The sequence below is a fragment of the Sphingomonas canadensis genome (assembly GCF_026013525.1).
Lineage (GTDB): Bacteria > Pseudomonadota > Alphaproteobacteria > Sphingomonadales > Sphingomonadaceae > Sphingomonas > Sphingomonas canadensis.
Genome location: NZ_JAPDRA010000002.1, coordinates 495,366 through 513,378 on the forward strand (window position 1 = coordinate 495,366; position 18,013 = coordinate 513,378).

The following is an 18,013-nucleotide window of genomic DNA, read 5'->3' on the forward strand; positions in this document are numbered from 1 at the left end:
CCCTATCTCGGGGGCATGGCGACGCTTGCTCCCGATATCGAACTCACGCCCTCCGCCGCCGCGCGCGTCGCGGCGATCGCGGCGAAGCAGGGCAAGCCCGCGATCCTGCGCCTCTCGGTCGAAGGCGGTGGCTGTTCGGGCTTTCAATACAAGTTCGGCTTTGCGGACGCGGTCGAGGGCGACGACACCATGGCGGAGACCGATGGCGTGAAGCTGGTGGTGGATTCGATCAGCCTCGATCTGGTGCGCGGCGCCAGCGTGGATTTCGTCGAATCGCTCGGCGGCGCGGCATTCCAGGTGAAGAACCCCAACGCGGCATCGGGCTGCGGCTGCGGCTCCAGCTTCTCGGTCTGACGCGCGCGCCCGTGAAGATCGTCAGCTATAACGTCAACGGCATCAAGGCGCGGCTTCCGCGGCTGATCGAGTATCTCGACGAGGCGAAGCCCGACATCGTCTGCCTCCAGGAGCTGAAGAGCGCCGAGGAGGGCCTGCCGCTGAAGGAGATCGAGGCGGCCGGCTATGGCGGCGCCTGGCACGGGCAGAAGGGCTTCAACGGCGTCGCCGTGCTGGCGCGCGGCACCCAGCCGGTGGAGCGCCAGAAGGGCCTGGCGGGCGATCCCGAGGACGAACACAGCCGCTATATCGAATGCGAGGTGTTCGGGCTGGTGGTCGCTTCGATCTACCTGCCAAACGGCAATCCGCAGCCGGGGCCGAAGTTCGATTACAAGCTCAAGTGGATGGAGCGGCTGAACGACCGCGCCCGCGCGCTGCTGGCCGAGGAGCGGCCCGCGGTGCTGGTCGGCGACTATAACGTCATCCCCAACGACGACGACGTCTTCTCCGTCCGCGCCATGGCCGACGACGCGCTGATGCAGCCCGAATCGCGCGAGCGATACCGCGCGCTGCTGGCGCAGGGCTGGACCGACGCGCTGCGCACCCGATTTCCGGGCGGGGGCGTGTGGACCTTCTGGGACTATCAGGCGGGCGCGTGGCAGCGTGACGCGGGCTTCCGCATCGATCACCTGCTGCTCAGCCCGATGGCGGCCGACCGCTTCACCGGCGCGGGCGTGGACAAGGACTATCGCGGCCGCGAGAAGGCCAGCGATCATGCGCCGACCTGGGTGACGATCCGCTAGAACAGCGCGAACGGCTGAAGACCGCGATACGGAGGTGTCGGCCGGTCCGCCAAAGTTCGTCCCGCCCGGGAGGCGCGCGCGCGTTCGCTGCCAGGGCGCCCGGCGGCGTTATTTCCCCGGCGCAGGCCGGGATTCGGCATCAGCGTATCGACTGGCCGCCATGGCATCGCCCGCGCGCGGATGCGCCGCGCCAGTTTTCTGCATCGCCGTCGGCCGGGGCGCTGCGAGACGCGCCAACTCTTGGCGTGTTTTACCGTGCTATAGCACCGGTACTGTTTGGCAATCGAAGCCAAGTTATTGAAAAATAACAAATCAGGTGTTTGGCACAGCTAATGCACTAGTCTCCGGTGCAGGCGGACGAAGGCGCCTGCGGTTCCAAGTCAGGGAAGAGGAGTACCGCCAATGTTCACCAATCGCATGATCGCCCGCACCGCCACCATCGCCGCCGCGTTGGCGCTGACCGCCGGCAGCGTGATCCCCGCCGCCGCCGCCGACCCCAAGGCCGGCAAGCAGGAAGAGCAGGCCGCCAAGGACGATTCGAAGAAGCCGCAGAAGATCTGCATCGTCGAGAACATCATTGGTTCGCGCGTGCCGATGAAGACCTGCATGACCCGCAAGGAGTGGATCAAGGAGACCGGCATCGATCCGCTCGAGAACCGCTGAGCCTTCCGGCCGCCCGCGCTCCGGCCCCATCCGGGGAACGGGCGGCCAAGCTCACCGGAACGGTTTCAGCCACGCTGAATCGGCCCCGGTCTTCTCCTCCCGCCGACCCCGAAAAGGGGCGCCCGGCCGGTGGAGAGGGCCGGGGCCGCGGCCGTTCAGGACGTGAAGCGCCGGCCGTTGCCCCGTCAGGCGATGGGCCGCTCGTAAATCACATATTCGCGGTTCACCTGGCTGTTGATCGCGTCGGCGATGGCGATCATCCCGCTGTTGTCGTCCAGGATCCAGCCGATCTCGCCGCGCGTCGATCCATATTGCGACACGGTGGCGCGGCGGATGTACGAGATCATCATGAAGGCGAGCTGCATCGTCAGGCGCGAGCTCTGCAGCTTCTTGCGCACGCCCATCAGCGGTACGCGGGCGGTGCGCGCCCTGGGCCTGTGCAGCCAGCGCAGCAGCTTGATCCAGTTGAACGGGAGCAGATTGCCGCCGAACGGCTTGATTGCTTCATTCATGTCGGGCAGCGCGATCATGAACGCCACAGGCTCGCCGTCCAGCTCGGCGATGCGGATCATCTCCTTGTAGACCAGCGGCTTCATCTTCTTGCCGACGTCGTCCACCTCGCGCTGGGTGAGCGGCACGAAGCCCCAGTTGCCCGACCAGGCATCGTTCATGATGTCGAGGATGATCTGGGCTTCCCTGTGGAACTTGCCCTTGTCCACCTCGCGGATGCGGATGCTGGGGTTGCGCTCGCCCTGCGCCACGATGCGCTGGACGAGGGGCGGGAATTCCTTGCTGACGTCCAGCTCATAGGTGAGCAGGCTCTTCAGGTGCCTGTATCCCAGCGCCTCGATCCACCCCTGATATTCGGGCAGGTTGTGGCCCATCATGATCGTGGGCGAATGATCGTGGCCGCGCACCAGCAGGCCGGGCTCCTCCCACACCGACATGCTCACCGGCCCCAGCGCGCGGGTCATGCCCTTGGCCTTCAGCCAGGCCTCGGCCTGGGCCACCAGCGCGGCCATCGTCTCCGCGTCCTCGGCCTCCACCAGGCCCCAGAAGCCGGTGCCGGGGCCGAAGCCCTGCTCGACGGGCATCTCCAGCGCCAGCGTGTCGATATGCGCGGAGATGCGCCCGGTGACGCGGCCGCCGCGCTCGGCCAGGAACAACTGCCCCTCGGCATGGCTGAACCAGCCATTGTCCTTGGGATCGATCATCTTGGCGAATTCGCTCTTCAGCGGCGGCACCCAGGCGGGGTCCTTCGCGTTGATGCGATAGGCGAGGTCGATGAACGCCTTGCGATCGGCCTTGGTGACGACGGGACGGACGGTGACGGGAGCGTTGGCCAAGCGGGGGATCCTTAGTTGCGGGCCGTTTTACCGGGGCGGTGACTCGCCTCCATGCCGCGCAGATGTCAAGCCACAGCCCGGCGCGGCAATGGCAATCCGGAAGATACCGCACCCTCGAATGCCACCATCTAGCCACTATCTGAGGGCAATGGGACGGATCATGAACAGTTCGCTTGCCTTCACTTCGCGCGACGCCGGCGGCCCGGCGGACGTGCAGGATGCCACCCGCAGGCTGCCGCTCGCCGACGACAAGGCGATGCTGCGCGCCGCCGCAGAGCTGACGCGCGATCTCCATGTCGCGCGCGGCGCGATCTTCTGGCCCGACATGCTGGCATGCGTGGCGGTGGGCTATGGCGCGCTCTATGCCGCGATGACGGCGCCGACGGGCTGGGCGATCCTGGCCGGGGTGATCGCCGTGCTCGCGCTGTATCGCGCGGGCAGCTTCATCCATGAGCTGACGCACATCCGCCAGGGCGCGCTGCCCGGTTTCCGGCTGGGCTGGCACCTGCTGGTCGGCATCCCGCTGATGGTGCCTTCGTTCCTGTATGAAGGCGTCCACACGCTGCACCATGCGCGCCAGCGCTATGGCACGGCGGAGGATCCGGAATATCTGCCGCTGGCGCTGATGAAGCCCTGGTCGCTGCCGGTGTTCGTGATCGTGGCCGCGCTGGCGCCGGTGGCGCAGCTCCTGCGCTTCGCGGTGCTGGCGCCGCTTTCGGCGGTCATTCCGCCGCTGCGCCGGATCGTGGTGGAGCGTTATTCGGCGCTGTCGATCAACCCCAGCTTCCGCCGCCGCGCGCCGGAGGGAGCGTTCCGCACCATGTGGCTGGCGCAGGAGATCGCGACCAGCGCATGGGCGATCGCGCTGGTGACGCTGACCGCGACGGGCGTGATCCCGCTGCGCGCGTTCCTGGTCTTCCTGGGCGTGATCTCGGCGGTGGCGGTGCTGAACCAGATCCGCACGCTGGTCGCGCACCTGTGGGAGAATGACGGCGAGCAGATGACGGTGACCGCCCAGTATCTGGATTCGGTCAACGTGCCGCCGCCGGGCCTGCTGGCGCCGCTGTGGGCTCCGGTGGGGCTGCGCTATCACGCGCTGCATCACCTGGTGCCGAGCGTGCCCTATCATGCTCTGGGCGTGGCGCACCGCCGGCTGATGAAGGCGCTGGGCCAGGGATCGACCTATGACAAGGCGAGCTATCCCGGCCTTCCCGGACTGGTCGCCCGGCTGGCGCGCAGCACGATGGTGTCGCGCGGCTGACAGGGCGGGGCCGGGATACCGGCCCGGCTCGTGGCCCGTTGCGCCGGAACGGGCCAAGCTTCGACGAAGCCGGCTCCCGGAGCATGGCGCCTCAAGTCTGAAGCGGGTTGTTCGGCCGTTCGCCCTGAGCTTGTCGAAGGGCGGTATCGCAAGCGGTGAAGCGCCCTTCGACAAGCTCAGGGCGAACGGGCCGGAGCAAATGCGCCACGCTCTGTGCCGGTAGCAACCTGATTCCGGTCGGCGCCGAGGATCGACGGAAGGCACCTTGGCGAGCGCGGCATACAATAGCGCCCCTTATTCCTCGGTCTTCAGCAGCACCGCTTCGCCTATCATCAGGAACAGCAGGAACGGTGCCCAGGCGGCGAGGAAGGGCGGGTAGGCGCCCATATTGCCCAATGCCATCGCGAAATTGTCCGCGACGAAATAGAGGAAGCCCAGCGCCATTCCGATCACGGCGCGCACGAACAGCTTGCCCGATCGCGCCAGCCCGAACGCCGCAACCGCGCCCAGCAGCGGCATCAGCATCGCCGACAGCGGCCCCGCGAATTTGTGCCACAGCGCGCCTTCCAGCGCCCGGGTGGGCCGGCCCGCGTCCTTCAGGTCGCCGATCGCCTGCCACAGCGTTACGAAGGACATGCCGTCGGGATCGACGGTCGCCAGCGTGAACTGATCGGGCCGCACGCCTTCGCCGACGTGCAGCGGACCGAGCTTGAGGTTGCGGCCGCTCGCCACCTCGAAACGCTCGGCGTTGGCGATGCGCCAGCCGGTGCCATCGCGCGTGGCGCGATCACCGCTGACGATCGCCTTCAGCGATCCCTCGTCGCGTTCATAGACGGTGATGCCGGTCAGCGCCGCCGCGTCGCCGCGGCCGCGGATCTGATCGACCTCGATCAGATTGTCGCCCTCACGCACCCACACATTGGCGCGATCGCCGTGATCGACGGGCAGCGGGTGATATTCGTTCTTCTTCCACGCGGCGAGCGTGCCCGTCGCGCGCGACACCACGCGCTCGTTGAAGGCGAACGAGAGAATCGCCACGCCCAGCCCCGCGACGATCAGCGGCGCCAGCACCTGATGCGCCGACAGGCCGGACGCCTTCATCGCGATCACCTCGCTGTTCTGGTTCAGCGTGGAGAGCGTGATGATCGTGCCGAGCAGCGCGGAGAAGGGCAGGAAGGTGGCCACGATCTCCGGCACGCGCAGGCTCAGATAGCGCCAGACCTCCGCATCGCCGTTGCCGGTCACCGCCAGGATCTTGTCCGATTCGCCCAGCAGGTCGAGCGTCTGGAGGATGATTACCAGCGCCGCCAGGATCGCGAAGGTGCGAACCAGGAACATCCGCCCCATGTAGAGCGACATCGTGCGGGACGGGAAGAAATCGGCCCAGCTCAAGCGCTTGTTTCCTCGTGCTTGGGCGGGCGGCGGCCCGGCAGATAGCGTTTCACCAGCGATCCCGCCTTGGCGAACACCCGCTCCAGCGCGCCGATCGGCTGGCCGCCGGGCACATAGGCGACGGTGTAGTACATCCACAGCACCAGCCCGGTGAAGATCGCGAACGGACCCCATAGCGCCAGGATGGGATCGATCCGGCCCAGGCTGCCCAGCCCTTCGCCATATTCGTTGATCTTGTGATAGGTCACGATCATCACGATCGACAGGAACACGCCGAGCGCAGAGGTCGATCGCTTGGGCGGGATCGCCAGTGCCACCGCCAGCAGCGGCAGCAGGAACATCGAGACGACCTCCACCAGCCGGTAGTGCAGCGCCGCGCGGCTGGTGTCGCGCTGTTGCGGCTTGGCCGCGGGATCGCCGCCGATCTGGGCGAGCTCGGGCAGCGTCAGCTCCAGGTTGCGGCCGCCGCGGTTGCGGAAGCTCTCATATTTCGGCAGCGGGATCGGCAGATCGTGCGAGGTGAAGGTCAGTACGCGCGGCACCGGCGATGTCTTGGCATGCTGCACCAGCGTGCCGTTGGTCAGGCGGAAGATGATCTCGTCCGGATTGTCGGTGCGCAGGAAGGTGCCGTGCTGGGCGCTCACCGCATAGCTGCCGTCCTTCAGGATCGCGTGGACGAAGATGCCCGAAAGGTCGCGCCCCTCGTTCGCGCTCTCCTCGATCCGCAGCGTCATGCGGCCGAAATTGGTGAACTCGCCTACCTTGATCGAGGCGCCCAGCGCGCCGGTGCGCAGCTCGAACCGCAGCCCTTCGTAATTGTAGCGCGCATAGGGCTGAAGATAGCCGACGATCAGCAGGTTCAGCGCGGCCAGCACGATCGTGTACATATAGGGCACGCGCAGCAGCCGGGTGTAGCTGACGCCCACGGCGCGCAGCACGTCCAGCTCCGACGAGTTCGCCAGCCGGCGGAAGGCGAGCAGGATGCCCAGCATCAGCCCGATCGGGATGCCCAGGCCCAGATATTCGGGCAGCAGGTTGGCGAGCATGCGCCACACCGCGCTGATCGGCCCGCCTTCGGTGACGACGAAATCCAGCAGCCGCCGGATGCGATCCAGGATCAGCAGCATCGACGTGATCACGAGGTTCGCGATCAACGGCACTGCGATCACGCGCGCCATGTAACGGTCGATCGAATTCATGCGCGCGCGCAGGGACCTTCGTTGGCTTTACGGGACGCCGGCAGCGCCGCCGTGGACCCGGCTATACCGGGCCTTCGGCGGGGCGTCAGCACGAAAGTTGTGGGGAAGCGGCGGGAGGTGGCGCCGCCGCCGCGATCCGCGGGCCGGGCCAGGGCGGGCATGCACCGCCGCGGCCCGGCCGGAACCGGATTCAGGCGATCGCGCCGGTCGCCTTGCCGGCGGCGCGGAACATCTCGAGGATGGTTTCCACCTGCTCCGCCGAATGTTCGGCGCACAGCGAGCAGCGCAGCAGGAAGGTGCCCGCCGGAGTTGCCGGGGGGCGCGCCATGTTGACGTAGAGGCCGCCTTCCAGCAGCGCCTGCCACATCGCCACCGCCTGCGCCTGATCGTTCAGGATCACCGCGATGATCGCCGACTGAGGCGTATCGGTGCCCAGCTTGAACCCCATCTCGCGCAGGCCGCCGTGCAGGCGCTTGCTGTTCTCCCACAGGTGCGCGCGCTTGTTGTGCGCATGCATCAGCTTGCGGATCGAGGTGGCCGCCGTCGCCACTACCGAGGGGGGCAGCGACGCGGTGAACACATAGGGGCGGCACACCAGCCGCAGGATTTCGAACTTCGGGTGGTTCGACACGCAGAAGCCGCCGACCGTGCCGACCGACTTGGAGAAGGTGCCGACGACGAAGTCGATATCCTTCTCGACGCCCTGCTCCTCGTACACGCCGCGGCCGTGCGGGCCGAAGAAGCCCATGCCGTGCGCTTCGTCCACCAGGATCATGCAGTTGGGATGCTTGCGCACCGCCGCCACCATTTCGGGCAGCGGGGCGACATCGCCCAGCATCGAATAGACGCCCTCCAGCACCACCAGCTTCAGCGCGTCGGCGGGCAGGCGGCCCAGCCGCTTGTCCAGATCCTCGACGCTGTTGTGGCGGAAGCGCACGATCTCCGCATCGCCCAGGAAACAGCCGTCATAGATGGAGGCGTGGCTGTCCGCGTCCAGCACCACATAATCGCCCTTGCCGGCGAGCGTGGAGATCATGCCCAGATTGGCCTGATAGCCGGTGGAGAAGACCATCGCGGAGGAAGTGCCGTAGAACTCCTTCAGCGCGTCCTCGACCTCCTTGTGGCCCTGATAGGTGCCGTTGAGCACGCGGCTGCCCGTGGTGCCCGCGCCGAACCGGTCCAGCGCGTCCTTGCCGGCCTGCACCACGTCCGGATCGAACGTCATGCCCATATAGTTGTAGGTGCCGAGCAGGATCGTCTCCTTGCCCTTGATCACGGCAAGGGTGGGGGACTTCACCTCGTCCATCACGATCGCGAAGGGATCGCGCACGCCGCTGTCCAGCAGCGCCTGGCGCTCGGCGATGATCGGATCGAACTTGGAAAACAGGTCGCGCGCGGGCGCTTCGGCGGCGGGGGCGGTCTGTGCGGCTTGGGTCATCGGGTCAGCCCTTGAGCTTCTCTACGGCGGCGATGAGCTGGCCGACATTCTCGATCTCGGCCTGCATGTTCATCGTGATGATGATGTCGAACTCGTCCTCGATCGCCGCGACGAAATCCATCACGGTGAGGCTGTCCCATTCGAGATCGCCCGCGAAGGTGGTGCCGTCGGTGATTTCGACGCCCTTCTTGTTGAAGGGTTCGATCAGCCGCTTGACGGTATCTGCAGTTGCTTGAAGGTCGCTCATGGGGTCGGTTCCCTAGCCGGATAGCCAGCCAGTGCCAAGCGAATGCGGCGGAAACGCGCCCGTGGCGGGGCGCGCTTGGATTGCGCGGCGCGGCGTGCGACACTGGGCGCAGCAGGGGGGAGGCAGGCATGCCCGAGCAAGCTGCACCGCACGAGCCATTGTCGCCGCAGTTCGTCCATGTGGTGCGCACGTGCCAGGCGATCCACATCCAGCTCAGCCAGATGGCGGACCAGAAGGCGTCGATCCTGATGGGCGCCACCTTCGTCATCTTCACGCTGGCGATCGGCCAGACGCGCGACGGGTTGCCGCCGCTACCGCTGGCGATACTGGCGCTGTTCGCCTTCGTCTCCGCCTGTCTTGCGATTTCGGTGGTGATGCCCGCGATCGGCGCGGGCGGGCGGCGCGAGGAGGCGCCGCTGAACCTGCTGTTCTTCGGATCCTTCACCAGCCTGAGCGAAGCGGAGTTCGTCGAGCGGCTGCGCGCGGCGGTGACGCATGATCATGGATCGCTGGAGATCATGGCGCGCGACCTCTACCAGAACGGCCAGGTCCTCCGCCGCAAGAAATACCGGCTGCTGGGCTGGGCCTATCGCGCGCTGCTGGCTGGGCTGGTGCTCAGCTTCGCGGCCTTCGCCGGGGAGGCGGTGGCCCGCCTGGCGGCGTTCCAGGGATAGGCCGGCAGGCCGCCGATCCGCTACAGCAGCCCCTGCGCGCGATACCAGGCGGCGGTGGCGGCCAGGCCATCGGGCGTGGGCACGCCGGGCTGCCATAGCTGCGAGGGCGGGCGGCGGGCGGCATCGATCACCCAGTCCTGATGACAGAAATAGGATACGCGGTCGGGCGTCAGCTTGGCGCCCTTGCCGCGTACCAGCCGGTCGAGATGCGCGCCCGCCATCAGCAGCGGGCGTGGCAGGGCGAAAGCCGCGACGCGCCGCCCCAGCGCCGCGCCGATCGCGCGCGCGAAGCCTTCGTGGCTCCACCCGCCCTCGGTCCCGTCGTCGGCGTCGATGCTGATGCGGGGGATGTCGCTGTTCGCCAGCGCGATCAGCAGGCGGCCCAGGTCGCCCACCTCGATCACCGAGAGCCGCCCGCCGGGGGGCAGCAGCGCCAGCCCCTTTTTGGCGAGCTTGAACAGTTCCAGCATCTCCAGGTCGCCGGGGCCATAGATGGCGGGCGGGCGCACGATCGCCCAGTCGAGCGGGCTCGCCTCCACCAGCTTGTCGCCCTCCGCCTTGGACCAGCCATAGTCGGACAGGCCGGGCTCACGCGCGGCGAGCGAGGAGACATGGACGAAGCGGCGCACGGCGGCACCCTCCGCCGCGGCGAGCATGTTGGCCGTGCCCTCGATATTGCCGCGCGCGAAGCCCGCGCGATCGGGCGCATTGACCACGCCCGCGATGTGGATCACCGCGTCCGCCCCCTCCGCCAGCCGGGCGAGCGCGGCGGTGTCCTGGAGATCGCCCGCGATCCATTCGACGCCGTCGCGCGGGGCCTGATCGCGGCGGGTGAGCGCGCGGACGCGATGCCGGGCCTCCAGCGCCAGCGCGATGGTGCGCGATCCGACGAAGCCGGTGCCTCCGGTGATGGCGAGGGTGGTCATCGTTCACCGGCTCCGTTCGCGATGCGCTTGTCGAAGGGCGGGCTCCGGCGTGCTTGGACAAGCGCAGCACGAACGGGTCCCGGAGCGGTGCGCGCCCTCACAGCAGCGCCATGTGGCTGCGGTGGACCAGCGTGGAGCGCGGCGCATAGCCGAGCAGCGCGGCATGATCCTCACTGCGGCGGCCGGCGATGCGGGCGGCGTCCTCGCTGGGATATTCGGTCAGCCCGCGGGCGAGCGGCTTGCCCTCCGGCCCCGCGATCAGCACCAGGTCGCCGCGCGCGAAGCTGCCCTCGATCCGGGTCGCTCCGGCGGCAAGCAGGCTCTTGCCCCCGGCCAGCGCCTTCGCCGCGCCCGCATCGACATGGATCGTGCCCTTGGCGGTCAGGCGCCCGGCCATCCATGCCTTGCGCGCGGTGGCGGCCTTCTTCGCCTCGAACAGCGTGTGGCGCGCGGGGGCGGAGAGCGGGCGATCGATCCGGCCCGACGCGATGGCAAGCTCCGCGCCCGCCGCATTGGCGATGCGCGCGGCCTCCAGCTTCGACACCATCCCGCCCGATCCCATGCCGGAGCCCGATCCGCGATCGGCCATCGCCTCGATCCGCGCGTCGATCCGCGCCACGCGGGGGATGTGGACCGCGCCCTCCAGCGCCGGGTTGCGATCATAGAGCCCGTCGATGTCGCTCAGCAGCACCACGCCCTGCGCCCCGGCCGCCTGCGCCACGCGCGCGGCCAGCCGGTCGTTGTCGCCGAAGCGGATCTCCTCGGTCGCGACGCTGTCATTCTCGTTGAGGATCGGCACGACGCCCAGGCCCAGCAGCCGGTCCAGCGTGGCGGAGGCGTTGAGATAGCGGCGCCGGTCCTCCAGGTCGTCGAGCGTGACGAGCATCTGTGCGGCGGTGATCCCCTCCGCGCCCAGCACCTCGGCCCAGACCTGGCTGAGCGCGATCTGGCCGGTGGCGGCGGCGGCCTGCGCATCCTCCAGGCTGGCGCGGCCGCCCCTGGCCAGCTTCAGCCGCCGGGCGCCCAGCGCGATCGCGCCCGAGGAGACGACCACCACCTGCTGCCCCTGGCGATGGCGCGCGGCGATATCGGCGGCGATGCCCTCCAGCCACGCCCTCCGGATCGCCCCTTCCGGATCGACGAGCAGCGCCGAACCGATCTTGACCACGAGCCGGGGGCAGGAGGGGGGAGGGAACAGGGGCATGATGGATGCCGATTGTGCGCAAGGCTGCCGCTTGGCAAGCTCCAATTCCTCCCCCGGAGGGGGAGGGGGACCAAGCGCAGCTTGGTGGAGGGGTAGGGTGCCATATGCTCCACGGTCCGAAGAAGACGCAGGCGCTGGCAGGCGAATTGCGCAGGAATATGTCGCTGCCCGAAGTGCTGCTGTGGCAGGAGCTCCGCAAGCGGCCGGGCGGTCTCAAATTTCGCCGCCAGCACCCGGCGGGTTCATTTATTCTGGACTTCTTCTGCGCCAGGCATCGCCTGGCGATTGAGGTCGATGGTGAGGCGCACGATCGAGGTGACCGGCCCGTGCGCGATCAGCGGCGTGACGCGATGCTGATCGCCGCCGGCATTCGGGTGCTTCGTATTCCCGCGAAGGAGGTTCTGGGCGATCTGGACGCGGTGGTCGCGCACATTGTCGCAACGGCCCTGCCGCCCAGCGGCTAGCTACCCCTCCACCATCGCTGCGCGACGGTCCCCCTCCCCCTCCGGGGGAGGATTGGCACTACACCGGGGACCATTCGATGGCGTCTTCGCCGTCGTCGTCTTCGGCCACCTTGCCGTTTTCGGGGCCGATCGCCTCCAGCAGCTTGTCGAGCGCCCAGTCCACGCCAACGCCGCTCGCGCCGGAGAGCGGGATCACCTCATGGCCGCCGCTTGCCTCCTCCAGCTCGGCGGAGAGGGCGGCGATCAGCTCGTCGTCGAGCGTGTCGATCTTGTTGAGCGCCAGGATATAGGGCTTGTCCACCAGCCCCGCGCCATAGGCTTCCAGCTCGTCGCGGACGATGCGGTAGCTTTCGGCGACATCGGCATCGTTGGCGTCGACCAGGTGGAGCAGCACGCGGCAGCGCTCGATATGGCCCAGGAAGCGGTCGCCCACGCCCGCGCCCTCTGCCGCGCCCTCGATCAGGCCGGGAATGTCGGCGATCACGAACTCGCGGCCCTTGTGCCGCACCACGCCGAGCTGCGGCCGCAGCGTGGTAAAGGCATATGCGCCCACCTTGGCCTGGGCGTTGGTCACCTGGTTGATGAAGGTGGACTTGCCCGCGTTGGGCAGGCCCACCAGCCCGGCGTCGGCCAGCAGCTTCAGCCGCAGCCACACCCAGGCCTCCTCGCTCGGCCAGCCGGTGCCGTGCTGGCGCGGGGCTCGGTTGGTGCTGGTCTTGTAGCTCGCGTTGCCGCGCCCGCCGTCGCCGCCGCGCAGGAAGACGACCCGCTCGCCCTCTTTCGTCAGGTCGAGCAGCAGCGTGCGATCTTCGTCGTCGGCCAGGATCTGGGTGCCCACCGGCACCTTGATCACCAGATCGTCGCCGCCCGCGCCGGTGCGGTTCGATCCCGCGCCGCCCTTGCCGCGCGGCGCGCGGAAATGCTGGGTGTAGCGGAAGTCGATCAGCGTATTGAGGCCGTGGACGGCCTCGAACACGATGTCGCCGCCCTTGCCGCCGTCGCCGCCATCGGGGCCGCCATATTCGATGAACTTCTCGCGCCGGAAGCTGACGGCGCCCGGGCCGCCCGCGCCAGAGCGGACGAAAATCTTTGCCTGATCTAGGAAATGCATCGCCGCGCTCTAGAGCAAGCGGCGCTCCGCCTCAACTTGCGCGGATCAGCTTGCCGGCGGCTCCGGATGGAGGTGCGCCTGCGCCAGCGCGCGGGCGGCCAGATCGCGCGCCGTCCGGCGCGGCAGGCCCAGCGTGCGGGCCATCGGCGCGCCCAGCAGCGCATCGCCCAGCGCCATCAGCACCAGGTGCAGCGTCTCTTCCTGCAGCGACTGGTCCTTGTGCGGATGATCGCGGCCGATCTGGTCCACCAGCCGCTGGATCGCCTCCAGGATCGGATCGAGCACGTCGTTGTTGCCCGACAGCAGCATCCAGGTGGCCAGCGCGCCCGCGCCGCCCTTGTCGAAGGCGTCGAAGGTCAGGTCCACCACCTCGCGCGGGTCATGGTCGCTTTCGCGCGCGCGCAGGATCGCCTCGCCGATCCTGGCGGTCACTTCCTCGGCCAGGCTGGCGACCAGCGCTTTCTGCAGCCCGGCGGCCGAACCGAAATGATGGAGCAGGTTCGCGTGCGTGCGCCCGATACGCGCGGCGACCGCCTTCAGCGTGACGGACTGGGGGCCGTCCTCGATCAGCAGCGTTCGCGCGGCTTCCAGCGCGGCGTCGCGCGATTCCTCCGGTGACAGGCGTCTACGAGTTATTGACATTGATGTAAGTAATACTTATTCCCCCAAGGAATCAAGCTTTGGAGGAATCGCGTGGCGAAAGCAAAGACTCCCGCCGATCTTTCGATCACCCCGCGCGACCGGCGCTTCGGCCGCGGCCAGGCGCAGGAACGCTGGTGGTTCGCCGGCGATCCGGTGGCGACCGCCTTCATGAACGCGCTGTCGATCACCTTTCCGAAGGGCGAGGCGATGTTCATCGAATCGGTGAAGGCCTGCCGCGACGGCGCCCCGCCCAAGCTGGAGGCGGAGATCCGCGCCTTCGTGCAGCAGGAGGTGATGCACAGCCGCGAGCATGTCGCCTTCAACAAGCGGGTGGTGGACGCCGGATACGATCTGGAGCCGCTGGAGCGCGTGGTGGACGAGGTGCTGGCGATCATCCGCACGCGCCCGCCGATCGTGAACCTGGCCGCCACCATGGCGCTGGAGCATTACACCGCGATCCTGGCCCAGGTGATCCTGAAGGACCCCGACTTCTTCAAGGGCGTGGACCGCGACCAGGCCGAGATGTGGACGTGGCACGCGATCGAGGAGATCGAGCACAAGGGCGTCGCCTATGACACCTGGATCCACGCCACGCGCGACTGGAGCGCATGGCGCCGGTGGAAGCTGCGCTCGCTGATGATGTTCCTTGTCACGATCAACTTCTGGAAGAAGCGTGTCGATGGCGCGGTGGAGCTGCTGCGGCAGGACGGCATCACCCGCGGCGCACGGCGGCGCGTGTGGTGGTATCTGCTCGCCAGGCCGGGACTGCTGCGGCGCATCCTGGTCCCCTGGGCGGCCTATTTCGTGCCGGGCTTCCACCCCTGGAAGCACGACGACCGCCACCTGATCGGCAAGGCCGAGAGCGACTATGCCGCCGCGGTGAGCCCCGCCGCCGCCTGATCGGCGCGGGCGCGGACGACGCGGATCGCCGCCGCCACGCTCCACAGCGCGAAGGGCAGGCTGGCACCGAACGCCGCCAGCGCGACCATTGGCGCCGTCGCGGGGCTAAGCCCCGTGGCGAATCCCGCGGCATTGGCGGCCAGGCTGGCCACCGCCGCGCCCACCGCGCCGCCCGCGCCGCGCACCCCGGCGATCGCCGCCGATCCGCGCGTCGTCTCCGCCGCGCTCAGCATCGCCATCACCCGCTGGCCCAGGAAGGGGTAGCAGGCGCCGAAACCGGTGCCGAGCAACAGCCCGGAGAGGATCACCGCCACCATCGATCCGCCGCCCAGCACCACCGCCTGCATCGCCACGCCCGCCAGGATGAGCACCGGACCGCCCACCAGCCAGCGCCGTTGCCATTGCTGGCCCGCGCCGCTGATCGCGATCGCCACGGTGGTCCAGGCGACCGCCTCCGCTGCGACGACATAGCCCGCCGCCAGCCCGCTGAGCCCCAGCGTGGCGCGCAGCAGCGTGGGGCCATAGAGCGAGAAGGCGACGCCCGCCGCGGTGGTGGCGAAATAGACGGCATAGGCGGCACGCAGCGGCGATCCGCGCCCCTTCACGCTGGCGGGCAACAGCCCGTGCGGGCTGCGCAGATCGCGCAGGATCGCCGCCGCCAGCAGCGCCACGCCGCCCGCGAACAGCCCGGCCGCCACCGGCACCGCCTCGATCACGCCTGCCGCCGATACCGACGCGATCGCAAGCGTGAGCAGCACCAGCGCGCCCACCGGCACGCCGCCATGCTCCTCGCCGCTGGCCCGGCGCGGGATCAGCCACAGCGTTGCCAGCCCGAACAACGCCGCCTGCGCCGCGAACAGCCAGAACACGCCGCGCCACCAGCCCGCATCGGCGAAGATCCCGCCGATCAGCGGCCCGAGCAGCGTCGCGACGCCCCACACGCTGTTGGCCAGCGCGAACAGGCGCGGCAGCATGGCCTGTGGAAAGGCGGTGGCCATCACCACATAGGTGAGCCCCGCCACCCATCCGCCCGCCGCGCCCTGGAACACGCGCCCGGCGATGAACCAGCCCATGTCCGGCGCCGCGGCCGACATCAGGCAGCCGATCGTCAGCACCAGCCCCGAAAGCGCCATCGCGTTGCGCAGCCCGATCCGCTCCGACAGCCAGCCCGCCGACGCGCCGGCCACGACCGTTCCGGTTAGGAACGCCGACGTGGTCCAGCCGAACCAGGCGAAGCCGGATAGCGACGCGCCGACGCTGGGCATCAGCGTGGTGGTGACCAGCGCATCGGCCGCCACCAGCCAGTCGCCGAGCAGGATCAGCGCGAGCAACGGCGCACGGCCGCCGCCCGCCAGATCGCGCCAGCGGGGCCCGGCCGTCGTGGGGGAGGGGGAGGCGGTGGACATGGATGCTCCGTTGCGTGCTGCCGCCATGGCTGATGCAACCTCAACCAAGGATGAGGTCAAGCGGGAATATGGGTGCGGGAGAACGGCCCGCCGGGCCACGGGTGGTCACCGGAGGCGACGGAAGGGGGACGGAGGCGGAAGGGGGACGGAGGCGCGCCGGCCCGCGCCGGAATCCGCTCCTCCCTCCGTCACGCCCCGTGCGTCAGCCTGCCCCGTGCGTCAGCCTGGCCCTTGCGGGGGACGCCGGGCGCTCAGGCGGCCATTCGGGCACCCGGATCATTGTCCGCCTCGCCCGAACAAAGCTCCAGCTCGAACGCCGCGGAGGGCGTCTCGTGCCCGCGTGCCAGGCTGTGGCGCGGGATCATCCGGCCGGTGGGCTTGAACCCCAGCTTGCGCAGCACGCGGCCCGATGCCGGATTGTCGATGAAGTGCCCGGACACCAGCCGCCGCAGCCGCAGCGAATCGCGCGCCGCGGCGATCATCGCCCGCCCGGCCTCGGTCGCATAGCCGCGGCCCCAGGCCGATGGGGTCAGCCAATAGCCCAGCTCGAAATTGCCGTCCGCATCCTCGCCGATGCCGATCCCGCCGATGATCGGGGCGCCGCCGCGATGGCGCTCGCAGATCAGCGCCATCACGCCGCCGCGCGGGCGCGGGCTGGTGAGGAACTGTTCGGCATGCGCCTGGTCATAGGGCCAGGGCACGCGGGCGAGCTTCGACACCACATCCCAGTGCCCCATCGCGCGCGCCAGCTCGGGCGCGTCCTCGATCCAGCCGGGCCGCAGCGTCAGTCTTTCGGTACGCGCGAACATGGGACTCTCCTCGTCGTTGCCCGCCCCCAAGCACGCGGAAATGACGGCTAGGGGACAATGGGCGGGGGAGGGAGCATGAAAAAAGGGAGACCGGGGCGACCCGTCTCCCTTTTGCGTTGGTCCGAAAGATACGGACCCGGGTCGCCCTGGTGGGCAACCCGGCTGGCTGCCCGATGTTATTCCGCTGCCTCTGCAATCGCCTCTACGGTGCAGAACTTGCGGCCCAGCTTGCCTTCACGGAAGGCCACGCGGCCGTCCACGAGCGCGAACAGGGTGTGGTCCTTGCCCATGCCCACATTGGTGCCCGGGTAGAACTTGGTGCCGCGCTGGCGCACGATGATATTGCCCGCGACGACGGCTTCGCCGCCGAACTTCTTCACGCCGAGGCGGCGGCCAGCCGAATCGCGACCGTTGCGCGAAGAGCCGCCAGCTTTCTTATGTGCCATTTCCTATACTCCTCGAACTCTGCGCGATCAGGCTTCGGCGGCCGGGGCTTCGCCCTCGGCGGCTTCCGGAGCGTCGGCCTTCTTGGCCTTCGCCTTGGTGGCCTTCTTGGCCTCGGCGGCGCCGATCGCGGTGATCTTCAGGATCGTGTGCTGCTGGCGGTGGCCGTTCTTGCGGCGATAATTGTGCCGGCGGCGCTTTTTGAAGACGATGACCTTCTCGCCCTTCGCCTGCGCGATGATCTCGGCCGAGACCGTCAGGCCGTCGGTCGCCTTCAGCTCGCTGCCCTCGCCGGCGAGCAGGACGTCACCCAGCGTGACCGTCGAACCGGCTTCTCCGTCGAGCTTCTCGACGACGATCTTGTCTCCTGCGGCAACGCGATACTGCTTGCCGCCCGTGCGCACGACTGCGAACATGGCTCTGTCTCTTAACCCAAATGCATGTACCCGCTGGGGAACACCCCTGCGGGAGGAAGCGCGCAGCTAAGGTAGCGCCGGGGATAAGTCAACCCGAAATGACCCGGCGCGGGACGCGGTACAGGCCCTTTGGATCGGCCCTAGGTTGAATCGACATTCAGCACCAGAAGCTGAGGGCGGCCAAGCATAGGCTGGCGAGGTAGTTTTGCGGGATGCGGTCGTATCGGGTTGCGATGCGCCGGAGTTGTTTGAGCTTGCCGATGGTCCGCTCGATTTGGTTTCGCAGCTTGTATTTGATCGGATCGAATGCGCGTTGGCGAGGCATGCAAGTGCGC

General features: G+C 68.6%; 20 protein-coding genes. 7 read left to right on the forward strand and 13 right to left on the reverse strand.

Translation table 11 applies throughout. The annotated features are described in order from the left end of the window. Nucleotides 1-15: 15 nt before the first annotated feature. The 3 genes from erpA (at nt 16) to OM513_RS07370 (ending at nt 1,799) form a co-directional block, all read left to right on the forward strand. Complete coding sequence (gene erpA / locus OM513_RS07360; protein ID WP_264943502.1) at nt 16-354, forward strand: iron-sulfur cluster insertion protein ErpA; 339 nt, start codon at nt 16-18, stop codon at nt 352-354. A gap of 11 nt (nt 355-365) precedes the next feature. Then, a complete protein-coding gene (gene xth, locus OM513_RS07365; RefSeq protein ID WP_264943503.1) occupies nt 366-1,136 on the forward strand; it encodes an exodeoxyribonuclease III in 771 nt (256 codons plus the stop codon). A gap of 417 nt (nt 1,137-1,553) precedes the next feature. Continuing rightward, on the forward strand, nt 1,554-1,799 hold the full coding sequence (locus OM513_RS07370) for a hypothetical protein (protein WP_264943504.1): 246 nt from the start codon (nt 1,554-1,556) through the stop codon (nt 1,797-1,799). 185 nt (nt 1,800-1,984) lie between these two features. Here the strand turns inward: OM513_RS07370 and OM513_RS07375 are convergent, their stop codons facing one another. Beyond that, the gene (locus OM513_RS07375) at nt 1,985-3,145 is read right to left on the reverse strand and encodes an N-acetyltransferase (RefSeq protein ID WP_264943505.1); all 1,161 of its coding nucleotides are present in this window, start codon (nt 3,143-3,145) and stop codon (nt 1,985-1,987) included. 160 nt (nt 3,146-3,305) lie between these two features. On the opposite strand from OM513_RS07375, the gene OM513_RS07380 reads away from it, so the two are divergent. Next, on the forward strand, nt 3,306-4,406 hold the full coding sequence (locus tag OM513_RS07380) for a fatty acid desaturase family protein (protein ID WP_264943506.1): 1,101 nt from the start codon (nt 3,306-3,308) through the stop codon (nt 4,404-4,406). Nucleotides 4,407-4,700: 294 nt separating this feature from the next. Here OM513_RS07380 and lptG read toward each other — a convergent pair whose 3' ends face one another. The 4 genes from lptG to OM513_RS07400 form a co-directional block, all read right to left on the reverse strand. Then, nucleotides 4,701-5,765 (reverse strand): LPS export ABC transporter permease LptG, encoded by a 1,065-nt coding sequence (lptG, locus tag OM513_RS07385; protein ID WP_380916284.1) that lies wholly within the window; start codon nt 5,763-5,765, stop codon nt 4,701-4,703. Nucleotides 5,766-5,794: 29 nt separating this feature from the next. Continuing rightward, nucleotides 5,795-6,997, reverse strand: a complete 1,203-nt coding sequence (locus OM513_RS07390) for an LptF/LptG family permease (protein ID WP_264943508.1) — start codon at nt 6,995-6,997, stop codon at nt 5,795-5,797. A gap of 190 nt (nt 6,998-7,187) precedes the next feature. Continuing rightward, nucleotides 7,188-8,435, reverse strand: coding sequence for a serine palmitoyltransferase (gene spt / locus OM513_RS07395; protein ID WP_264943509.1), 1,248 nt, complete (start codon nt 8,433-8,435; stop codon nt 7,188-7,190). Between the two features lie 4 nt (nt 8,436-8,439). Continuing rightward, nucleotides 8,440-8,682: an acyl carrier protein gene (locus OM513_RS07400; protein ID WP_264943510.1), complete on the reverse strand. Its 243-nt coding sequence runs from the start codon at nt 8,680-8,682 to the stop codon at nt 8,440-8,442. Between the two features lie 128 nt (nt 8,683-8,810). On the opposite strand from OM513_RS07400, the gene OM513_RS07405 reads away from it, so the two are divergent. Further along, nucleotides 8,811-9,356, forward strand: a complete 546-nt coding sequence (locus OM513_RS07405; RefSeq protein WP_264943511.1) for a Pycsar system effector family protein — start codon at nt 8,811-8,813, stop codon at nt 9,354-9,356. A 20-nt stretch (nt 9,357-9,376) separates the two neighbouring features. Here the strand turns inward: OM513_RS07405 and OM513_RS07410 are convergent, their stop codons facing one another. Then, nucleotides 9,377-10,282 (reverse strand): NAD-dependent epimerase/dehydratase family protein, encoded by a 906-nt coding sequence (locus OM513_RS07410; RefSeq protein ID WP_264943512.1) that lies wholly within the window; start codon nt 10,280-10,282, stop codon nt 9,377-9,379. A 97-nt stretch (nt 10,283-10,379) separates the two neighbouring features. Then, entirely contained in the window at nt 10,380-11,486 is a 1,107-nt protein-coding gene (proB, locus tag OM513_RS07415) for a glutamate 5-kinase (protein ID WP_264943513.1), read from the reverse strand. 158 nt (nt 11,487-11,644) lie between these two features. Here proB and OM513_RS07420 point away from each other — a divergent pair, with 158 nt between their 5' ends. Next, nucleotides 11,645-11,950 carry an endonuclease domain-containing protein gene (locus OM513_RS07420; RefSeq protein ID WP_319951606.1) on the forward strand — a complete coding sequence of 102 codons (306 nt, stop codon included), beginning with the start codon at nt 11,645-11,647 and terminating at the stop codon, nt 11,948-11,950. Nucleotides 11,951-12,008: 58 nt separating this feature from the next. On the opposite strand, the gene obgE is transcribed toward OM513_RS07420, so the two are convergent. After that, nucleotides 12,009-13,061, reverse strand: a complete 1,053-nt coding sequence (gene obgE / locus OM513_RS07425) for a GTPase ObgE (protein ID WP_264943515.1) — start codon at nt 13,059-13,061, stop codon at nt 12,009-12,011. Nucleotides 13,062-13,106: 45 nt separating this feature from the next. Beyond that, on the reverse strand, nt 13,107-13,703 hold the full coding sequence (locus OM513_RS07430) for a TetR/AcrR family transcriptional regulator (RefSeq protein WP_264943516.1): 597 nt from the start codon (nt 13,701-13,703) through the stop codon (nt 13,107-13,109). A gap of 51 nt (nt 13,704-13,754) precedes the next feature. Here OM513_RS07430 and OM513_RS07435 point away from each other — a divergent pair, with 51 nt between their 5' ends. Then, nucleotides 13,755-14,603, forward strand: a complete 849-nt coding sequence (locus tag OM513_RS07435; RefSeq protein WP_264943517.1) for a metal-dependent hydrolase — start codon at nt 13,755-13,757, stop codon at nt 14,601-14,603. Here OM513_RS07435 and OM513_RS07440 read toward each other — a convergent pair. From OM513_RS07440 to rplU, 4 genes are all read right to left on the reverse strand, one after another. After that, a complete protein-coding gene (locus OM513_RS07440) occupies nt 14,570-16,009 on the reverse strand; it encodes an MFS transporter (protein ID WP_264943518.1) in 1,440 nt (479 codons plus the stop codon). The genes OM513_RS07435 and OM513_RS07440 overlap by 34 nt on opposite strands. A gap of 251 nt (nt 16,010-16,260) precedes the next feature. Beyond that, nucleotides 16,261-16,818, reverse strand: coding sequence for a GNAT family N-acetyltransferase (locus OM513_RS07445; protein WP_264943519.1), 558 nt, complete (start codon nt 16,816-16,818; stop codon nt 16,261-16,263). 176 nt (nt 16,819-16,994) lie between these two features. Then, nucleotides 16,995-17,264 (reverse strand): 50S ribosomal protein L27, encoded by a 270-nt coding sequence (gene rpmA / locus OM513_RS07450; RefSeq protein WP_264943520.1) that lies wholly within the window; start codon nt 17,262-17,264, stop codon nt 16,995-16,997. 27 nt (nt 17,265-17,291) lie between these two features. Further along, nucleotides 17,292-17,678 carry a 50S ribosomal protein L21 gene (rplU, locus tag OM513_RS07455; protein WP_264943521.1) on the reverse strand — a complete coding sequence of 129 codons (387 nt, stop codon included), beginning with the start codon at nt 17,676-17,678 and terminating at the stop codon, nt 17,292-17,294. Nucleotides 17,679-18,013 lie beyond the last annotated feature (335 nt).

Excerpts from the sequence above, each read along its gene's own strand:
- proB (WP_264943513.1), bottom strand. The coding sequence starts at position 11,486 with ATGCCCCTGTTCCCTCCCCCCTCCTGCCCCCGGCTCGTGGTCAAGATC.
- OM513_RS07390 (WP_264943508.1), bottom strand. The coding sequence starts at position 6,997 with ATGAATTCGATCGACCGTTACATGGCGCGCGTGATCGCAGTGCCGTTG.
- lptG (WP_380916284.1), bottom strand. The coding sequence starts at position 5,765 with ATGTCGCTCTACATGGGGCGGATGTTCCTGGTTCGCACCTTCGCGATC.
- OM513_RS07405 (WP_264943511.1), top strand. The coding sequence starts at position 8,811 with ATGCCCGAGCAAGCTGCACCGCACGAGCCATTGTCGCCGCAGTTCGTC.
- spt (WP_264943509.1), bottom strand. The coding sequence starts at position 8,435 with ATGACCCAAGCCGCACAGACCGCCCCCGCCGCCGAAGCGCCCGCGCGC.
- OM513_RS07380 (WP_264943506.1), top strand. The coding sequence starts at position 3,306 with ATGAACAGTTCGCTTGCCTTCACTTCGCGCGACGCCGGCGGCCCGGCG.
- OM513_RS07440 (WP_264943518.1), bottom strand. The coding sequence starts at position 16,009 with ATGTCCACCGCCTCCCCCTCCCCCACGACGGCCGGGCCCCGCTGGCGC.
- OM513_RS07445 (WP_264943519.1), bottom strand. The coding sequence starts at position 16,818 with ATGTTCGCGCGTACCGAAAGACTGACGCTGCGGCCCGGCTGGATCGAG.
- OM513_RS07370 (WP_264943504.1), top strand. The coding sequence starts at position 1,554 with ATGATCGCCCGCACCGCCACCATCGCCGCCGCGTTGGCGCTGACCGCC.
- OM513_RS07430 (WP_264943516.1), bottom strand. The coding sequence starts at position 13,703 with ATGTCAATAACTCGTAGACGCCTGTCACCGGAGGAATCGCGCGACGCC.
- erpA (WP_264943502.1), top strand. The coding sequence starts at position 16 with ATGGCGACGCTTGCTCCCGATATCGAACTCACGCCCTCCGCCGCCGCG.
- rplU (WP_264943521.1), bottom strand. The coding sequence starts at position 17,678 with ATGTTCGCAGTCGTGCGCACGGGCGGCAAGCAGTATCGCGTTGCCGCA.
- rpmA (WP_264943520.1), bottom strand. The coding sequence starts at position 17,264 with ATGGCACATAAGAAAGCTGGCGGCTCTTCGCGCAACGGTCGCGATTCG.
- OM513_RS07420 (WP_319951606.1), top strand. The coding sequence starts at position 11,645 with ATGTCGCTGCCCGAAGTGCTGCTGTGGCAGGAGCTCCGCAAGCGGCCG.
- obgE (WP_264943515.1), bottom strand. The coding sequence starts at position 13,061 with ATGCATTTCCTAGATCAGGCAAAGATTTTCGTCCGCTCTGGCGCGGGC.
- OM513_RS07400 (WP_264943510.1), bottom strand. The coding sequence starts at position 8,682 with ATGAGCGACCTTCAAGCAACTGCAGATACCGTCAAGCGGCTGATCGAA.
- OM513_RS07410 (WP_264943512.1), bottom strand. The coding sequence starts at position 10,282 with ATGACCACCCTCGCCATCACCGGAGGCACCGGCTTCGTCGGATCGCGC.